General features: G+C 69.0%; 3 protein-coding genes. All 3 read left to right on the top strand.

Features of this window, described 5'->3' with window-relative positions; all coding sequences use genetic code 11:
• The first annotated feature begins 31 nt into the window (after nt 1–31).
• Nucleotides 32–1,204 carry a radical SAM family heme chaperone HemW gene (hemW, locus tag A5699_RS13930; protein ID WP_067770184.1) on the top strand — a complete coding sequence of 391 codons (1,173 nt, stop codon included), beginning with the start codon at nt 32–34 and terminating at the stop codon, nt 1,202–1,204.
• A 128-nt stretch (nt 1,205–1,332) separates the two neighbouring features.
• The gene (locus tag A5699_RS13925) at nt 1,333–2,730 is read left to right on the top strand and encodes a salicylate synthase (protein WP_067770183.1); all 1,398 of its coding nucleotides are present in this window, start codon (nt 1,333–1,335) and stop codon (nt 2,728–2,730) included.
• Nucleotides 2,731–2,947: 217 nt separating this feature from the next.
• On the top strand, nt 2,948–8,146 hold the full coding sequence (locus A5699_RS13920) for a type I polyketide synthase (protein ID WP_067770181.1): 5,199 nt from the start codon (nt 2,948–2,950) through the stop codon (nt 8,144–8,146).
• The last annotated feature ends 62 nt before the right edge of the window (nt 8,147–8,208 follow it).

Genomic DNA, 8,208 nt, shown 5'->3' with positions numbered 1-8,208 from the left:
CGGCGCTGGACAGTCTGGGAAAATCAATCTCATGAGTACCCGCACCGCGACCGCCGGCCAACCCGAGTTGGCGCCCCGGCCCGGCCGTCCGTTCGGGATCTACATCCACGTACCGTTCTGCGCCACCCGGTGCGGGTACTGCGACTTCAACACCTATACGCCGGCCGAACTCGGGGGCGCCAACCCGGACGGCTGGCTGGCTGCGTTGCGAGTCGAACTGCGGCTGGCCGCGGCCCAGGTCGGTTCGGTGCCGGTGCAGACGGTGTTCGTCGGCGGCGGTACCCCCTCGTTGCTGGGCGGGGCCGGTCTGGCCGCGGTCCTGGGCGCCGTTCGGGACAACTTCGCGCTGGCCGCCGACGCCGAGGTCACCACCGAGGCCAACCCGGAGTCGACGTCACCGCGGATGTTCGCGACGCTGCGCGAGGCCGGTTACACCCGGATATCGCTGGGCATGCAGTCGGCGGCACCGCAAGTTTTGGCCGTGCTGGATCGCACGCACTCGCCGGGACGGGCCCCGGCGGCGGCGAGGGAGGCCCGTGCCGAGGGATTCGAGCACGTCAACATCGACCTGATCTACGGCACGCCGGGGGAGAGCGATGACGATCTGCGGCGCTCGATCGACGTCGCGGTGGCCGCCGGCGTCGACCATGTGTCCGCGTACTCGCTCATCGTCGAGGACGGCACGGCACTGGCCCGGCGGGTACGTCGCGGCGAGATCGCCCGGTCCGACGACGATGTGCTGGCCCAGCGTTACGAACTGCTCGACACTCGGCTGTCAGCGGCCGGGCTGAATTGGTATGAGGTGTCGAACTGGAGCCGGGCCGGCGGGGAATGCCGGCACAACCTCGGCTATTGGAACGGCGGTGAGTGGTGGGGCGCCGGTCCGGGAGCGCACGGCTTCCTCGGGTCGACGCGGTGGTGGAATGTCAAGCACCCCAACGCTTATGCGCATGCGTTGGCCGACAGCAGGTTGCCGATCGCCGATTTCGAGGAGCTCGGTGCGCGCGATCGGCATGTCGAGGACGTGATGCTGCGGGTCAGGGTTCGTGACGGGCTCCCGGTGGCACTGCTCGATTCCGGCGAACGGTCTCGAGCCGAAACCCTGTGTGGTGAAGGTCTTCTGGCCGCGCACCAGTCCTCGCTGGTGTTGACCGACCGTGGACGTCTGCTTGCCGACGCGGTGGTGCGCGACCTGCTGGGGTAGGGCGCGGAGCGCGACGGTTCCTGTGCGAAATCTGTGAGGTATCTGTGCGAAAGTATGTGCTCTCGTAGGGAAAACGTGTTCGGTACGTAGGTCTGTGCAATGAGTTAGGCGAGGCTATGCTTTGCCGAATGCTCACCAGGAATGCCCAAGCTGACTGCAATGCTTCGGCCGCCCTCGTCTCGATCGAGCTGCCGACAGGTGACGGCGCGATCTGTCCCGCCGACCTGGCCGCCGAGATTGCCCGCGCGGGTGACGCCGACGGGAACGACTATGTGGTCTACGAGCGGGGAAACCGATGGCTGTTGGCGTCCGGATCGCAGCGCGGCGTCGAACTGGACAGCGATGAGATACGGCTCACCCACGACGGCGCGGTGGTGGCCAGTCGGTCGTGGACAGGCAGGCCGGGCAGCGTGCTGGGGCAAGCGGTGGACCAGATGCTCGCCGACCCGGAAACCAAGTCCGACACCGCGTTCGGTTGGGTCGCATTCGAATTCGGGGCGTACAAGTTCGGCCTGGCCGACCGGCTTCCGCCGAAGACGCCGTTGGCCCGCGTATTCAGTCCGCTCACTCAGATCGAGGTGACCGCCGAGCGGGTCATACTGCGCGGGGCCCACCCGAGTCATCACGATGTCGTGCGGCGGCTGATCGCCGAAGGGCTCCCGGTGACGTCCCCTCCGCGGGCGGTCGATATTCGCCAGGACGGCAGCGCTTACCGCGAGCGGGTGGCCTCGGCGATCGAGGAGATCGTGGCCAGCCGCTATCAGAAGGTCATCCTGTCGCGGCGATTCGACGTCCCGTTCCGGCTCGACTTCCCGTCGACGTACCGGTTGGGTCGCCGGCACAACAACCCGGCGCGGTCATTTCTCTTGCGGCTCGGCTCACTTCGTGCCCTGGGCTACAGCCCCGAACTCGTCGCCGCCGTACGTGGGGACGGTTCGGTGATGACAGAGCCGTTGGCCGGCACCCGAGCATTCGGTCGCGGCGCCGCCAATGACCGCGCGGCACGCGACGATCTGGAGTCCAACTCGAAGGAGATCGTCGAACACGCGATCTCGGTGCGCAGTTCGCTGCAGGAAATCGCCGAGGTTGCCGAACCCGGCACAGCGACGGTCACCGATTTCATGACGGTTCGCGAGCGCGGAAGCGTGCAGCACCTGGGTTCCACGGTGGGTGCGCGTCTCGACCCGTCGATGGATCGGATGGACGCGCTGGAGGCGCTGTTCCCGGCGGTGACGGCATCGGGTATTCCCAAGGCCGAAGGGGTCGACGCGATCCTGCGCCACGACGAACTCCCTCGTGGCTTGTACTCCGGGGCGGTGGCGATGTTCTCGGCCGACGGTTCGCTCGATGCCGCGCTCGCACTGCGAGCGGTCTACGAAGCCGACGGGCGCACCTGGCTGCGGGCCGGTGCCGGAATCATCGCCGAATCCACACCCGCTCGCGAGTTCGAGGAGACCTGCGAGAAGCTGAGCACGTTGTCGCCGTATTTGGTCGGCGTGCCGGAAGCGGGGCCGGTATGTGAGTGAGCTAACACGGGCCAAAGCCGACGAAACTGCAGGTCTTACCGTCCACGTCGACGGTATAACTGCACGTCACAGCCGGTCGGGGGCCTCCCAGTAGATTCACAGGTTCGGGCGGGGTAGTCCTCCCGAACCTGTTGGCCGTGTGCCACTATGGTCCGCATGTCCGCAGCGTATTTAGGCAAGCCTATCCAGACTTTCCTTCGCTCGGGATCCTGCTGACATGGCGCCGGAACCTTTCGTCTCCGAGCCTGTCGCTGTGATCGGCCTGGCCTGCCGTGTCGCCGGCAGCATCGCCACTCCGTCGGACTTCTGGAACTTCCTGCTCGACGGGCGCAGCCACGTCACGGAGGTGCCCGAGGATCGGTGGGAGCCGTATCTGCAGCGGGACCCGCGCAATGCCGCGGTGCTGCGTGAGGTCACCCGACTGGGCACCTTCCTCGACGATCTCGCCGGATTCGACGCCGAGTTCTTCGGCGTCTCGCCTCGCGAGGCCGAGGTGATGGACCCACAGCAGCGGTTGGCGCTCGAGGTCAGCTGGGAGGCACTCGAATACGCCGGGATATCGCCCAAAACGCTGGCCGGCAGTGACACCGCCGTGCTGATGGGCGTCAACTCCGACGACTACGGCAAATTGATCATGGAAGACCTGTCCGGCATCGACGCCTGGACCGGCATCGGCACATCGCTGTGCGGTATCGCCAATCGGGTGTCACACCTGTTGGATCTCCGCGGTCCGAGCGTGGCGCTGGATGCGGCATGCGCAGCCTCGCTGGTCGCGGTGCACCAAGCGTGTCAGATGCTGCGCGCCGGGGAGACGTCGCTGGCTCTGGCCGGCGGGGTCAGCGCACTGATCGGGCCGGGCCTGACCCGTGTCCTGGACGAGGCCGGCGCCACCGCGCCCGACGGTCGCTGCAAGACCTTCGATGCCGCCGCCGACGGATACGGACGCGGCGAGGGCGCCGGTGTGGTGGTGCTCAAACGGCTCGCCGACGCCGAACGCGACGGTGACCGCATCCTGGCGGTGGTCCGCGGCGGTGCCACCGCTCAGGACGGGCGCACGGTCGGCATCATGTCACCCAACGGCGCCGCCCAGGCTGACATGTTCCGGCTGGCCTGCCGGGCCTCCGGGGTCGATCCGGCGAGTGTGGGATACGTCGAAGCCCATGGAACCGGCACTCCCACAGGCGATCCCACCGAGGTCGGGGCGCTCGCCGAGGTGTACGGCGCCGGACGTGACGAGCAGGATCGATGCCGGATCGGATCGGTCAAACCCAACATCGGCCACCTGGAGGGCGGCGCCGGGGTGATGGGCCTGATCAAGACGGTCCTGGCACTGCACCATGAGGCGATCCCACCCACCGCCGGGCTGCGGCAACTGACGGATGCCGTCGACTGGGCCAACAGCGGGCTTCGGGTTCCCACCGAAGTCGAGCCGTGGGCGCGCACCGACACCCCGCGTCGGGCGGCGGTCTGCAGCTACGGCTACGGCGGCACGATCGCGCACGTCCTGCTCGAAGAGGCACCGACGCCACGGCCGACGACGAACCGCATCGCGCCCGGTCCGGTCATCGTCCCGCTGTCCGCGCGGTCCCAACAACGCCTGGCACATCAGGCCGCGGCACTGGCCGACCACCTCAGAACGGGGCATCAGGCAGTGGCGCCGGTGGCCGCCACGCTGTGGACTCGCCGTACCCACGAGCCCGTCCGAGCCGCGATCGTCGCCGAGCAGCGACATGAGTTGATCGCCGGTCTCGACGCCCTGGCCCGCGGTGAATCCAGCAGCACCCTGGTCACCGGTACGCTCCCGGGCGGGCAGGCCCGAGATGCGGTGTGGGTGTTCTCCGGACACGGTTCCCACTGGGCCGGTATGGGGCGTGAACTGCTCACGCACGAGCCAACTTTCGCCCGCATCATCGACGAGGTCGACGAGGTGTTCGGTCCGGAGCTCGGCTTCTCCGCCCGCGAGGCGCTGAGCACCGGTGAACTCGGTGGCACCGACCGGGTTCAAGCACTGACCTTCGCCATGCAGGTCGGATTGGCCGCGGTCCTGCGTGAGCGCGGGGTACGGCCGGCCGCGGTGATCGGGCACTCGGTCGGTGAGGTCGCGGCCTGCGTGGTTTCCGGGGTGTTCGAGCTGCACCAGGGCGCGGCCGTCGCCTGCTATCGCGCGCGTGGTTTCCGTGCGGTGATGGGCCATGGCGCCATGGCATTGGTGCGGCTGCCGTTCGCGGAGGCCGAAACCCGGCTGACCGGCCGCACCGATGTGGTGGCGGCGATCAGTGCGTCGGCCGAATCCTGTGTCATCTCGGGCCGCACCGCTGCCGTCGACGAGGTCTGCCGCATGTGGGCCGAGCAGGGCATCGTGGTGCGCCGAGTCAACACCGACGTGGCCTTCCACAGTCCCGCGATGGACGATCTGACCGCTGCCCTGGCCGAGAACGTCGCACGTCTTCAGCCGCCCAGCGAAGCCGAGATCCCGCTGTACACCACGGCTTTGGCCGATCCGCGGTCGGCCGCACCGCGCAACGCCGACTACTGGGTGCAGAACCTGCGCGGCCAGGTGCGGTTCGCCGAGGCCGTCACGGCAGCCGCCGAGGACGGGCACCGGCTGTTCCTGGAGGTGTCCGCGCATCCGGTGGTGTCACATTCGGTCGTGGAGACCTTGCTGCACCTGGGCATGGACGACCACGCCGTCGTCCCGTTGCTGCGACGCAACACGTCTGAGTCGGCTGCGGTCACGGCGGCGGTCGCGTCGTTGTACTGCCACGGTGCCGACGTCGAGCACGGTGTGGCAGCGGTTGATTCGTGGGATGCCGAGTTGCCCGTCACCCAATGGCAGCACCGGCGGTTCTGGCGGACGCCCAGCCCGCCGCCCGGCGGGCGCGCCGTACACGACACCGCCGGCCACACGTTGCTGGGCGGGCGCACCGAGGTGGCCGGCACCGTCGCCACCCGGATGTGGCAGACCCGGCTCGACTTCGACACCCGGCCCTACCCCGGCGACCATCCGGTGCAGGGGACCGAGATCGTGCCTGCCGCAGTGCTGTTGAACACGTTCTTGACGGCGGCCGGCAACGGCACCGACGCGGGCGCCGCAACACCAGTCGGCGCCGCGATAACGGACGTGCGCTTGCGTACCCCGGTGGCGCCGGCGCGCGCCCGCGATCTGCAGGTGGTTTTGCAGGACCGTGAGCTGACACTGGCCTCGCGCCTCGCCGAGGGGCAGGACGGGGGGTGGCTGACGCACAGCAGCGCAGTGGTGCCGGCCGACGACGTCCCGGTCGAAAGTGCTCTCGGCGCAATCGATCTGGTCGCCGCGCGGGCGCGCTGCACCGAGCAGTTGGCGCCGCGGCATGTGATCGACACCCTCGCCGAACTCGGTGTGGCAGCGATGGGATTCGAGTGGGACATCAAAGATCTGCGCCGCGGCGAGGGTGAACTGCTGGCATCGGTGAGCTCGGAGGCTGATGGCTCACAACCCTGCACGTGGGCGTCGTTGGTGGACGCGGCGACCTCGGCCGCCTCGACCATCTTCGACGGGCCGCCGCGGCTGAGGATGCCCGCCCGTATCGAGCGGGTGCACGTGTATGGGGCCCCGCAGGCCACCGCGATGCTGTCGGTGCGGCGACGGCCCGGCACCACCACGACCGATGTGGTGATCACCGACGAAACCGGGGCGGTGCTGCTGGCGATCGGCGGGATGACCTTCGAGGAATTGGAGAACCCCGGACGCGAATGGTCGGCCGCCGACACCCGCCGGATCGTGCATCGGGTGGCCTGGCATCCGGTGTCGGCGCGCGACGAGCAGTCGCCGAGCGGCGTCGTGCTCGTCGGTGGAGACGTGGACCGGTTGGAATCCGCGGTCGACGATCTCACCGCGGCGGCGGTGCCGTATCGGGCGGTGGAAGAACCCGAAGAGCTGGAAACGCTCATCGAGTCCGGTTCCCTTCCGGTCACCCTCGGAGATTCCCCGGTGGTCCTGGTGCTGCCGCGTGACGATGACTCGCCCGAAACGGCGGTGGACCTCGTGACCAGGACACTGGCCGTGCAACAGCGGCTGGGCGTGTCCGCGCGGTTGTGGGCGCTCACCATCGGCGTCCACGAGGGCGGCGACCTCATCCACGCACCGCTGTGGGGACTGGGCCGCGTGGCCGCCGCCGAGCATCCCCAGCTGTGGGGCGGTGTCGTGGACGTGGCCGACGGGTGTTTGCCGCTGACTGCGCTGGGCTCGCTGCCCGGCCACGGCGTAGTGGTGGTCCGCGACGGCGTGAATTTCGCGGCCCGCCTCGCCGCCTCGGAATCGGGTGCCGCCGCCGCGCAGGATGCTCAGATGCACTGCGTACCCGGCGGCACCTACCTGATCACCGGGGGAACCGGCGTCCTCGGCCTGCGGATGGCCCAGCGCCTGGCCGATCTCGGGGCGCGGCGTCTGGTGCTGCTGTCGCGCTCCGGTCTGGGGGATCGGTCGGCCTGGACACACGGCAACCAGTCGGCGGCGGTCCGCGCGGTCACCGCATTGGAAGAGCGTGGCGTATCGGTCACCGTGGCCTCGGTCGACCTCGGAGCGCCCGGATCGGCCGATGCCCTGCGTGAGGTGCTGCGGCCACTGCCACCGGTGCGCGGGGTGATCCATGCCGCCGGCGTGGAAGCCGGTGCGCTACTGATGAATACCACGTCCGACGAGTTCGCCGCGGCGATGCATCCGAAGGTGCACGGCACGTTCGTGCTGAACGAGGTGTTCCCGCCCGGGCAACTCGACTGGATGGTGCTGTTCTCCTCGTGTGGCTATCTGGCCGGCTTCCCGGGCCAGGGCGCCTACGGCTGCGCCAACTCATTCCTCGATGTGATGGCGCGTCACCGGCGCAGCCTGGGTGACCGCACCACGGCCGTGGCGTGGACCGCGTGGCGCGGGCTGGGGATGGGATCGACATCGGAATTCGTTGCCGCCCAGCTCGATGCGCTCGGCATGGGGACGGTGGCCGCCGACGACGCGATGCGCGCGCTGGATCTCGCCATGCGGGAAAACACCGCCAATGTCGTGGTGCTGCCGGTCCTTCCGGCTGCTGCCGCGGTGCCCATCCTGGCTGATGTGGCGCCTGAGGAGGAGCCTGACCGTGACGCCGAGCCGGTGACGGCGGCGGGGGAGTTCGACACCGAGCACGTCGCTGCCCACGTTTTGACCGCGGTGGCAAGCCAATTGGGGCTGCCCGAAGCCGACGTCAACATCGACCTGCCGCTGGTCGAGCTCGGTGTCGACTCGATCATGACCGTGCGCCTGCGCCGTCAGCTGGAGAAGCAGACCGGGCTGTCGCTGCCGCCGACACTGTTGTGGGAGCACCCCACCGCGGCGGCCGTGACGGCCCGGATCATCGAGATGCTGACCCCCGCGGTGGAGTGCGAGGTTTCGGCGGGCGGTTAGGCGGCCTCACCCGGTGATCGTGGCGACGAGCTTCTTCTTGTCGACCTTGCCCACCACGGCGG

The sequence above is a fragment of the Mycobacterium sp. E802 genome, from assembly GCF_001666875.1.
GTDB lineage: Bacteria > Actinomycetota > Actinomycetes > Mycobacteriales > Mycobacteriaceae > Mycobacterium.
Note: the sequence above shows the minus strand (reverse complement) of the source record. Positions and strands in the feature narration are given on the sequence as shown.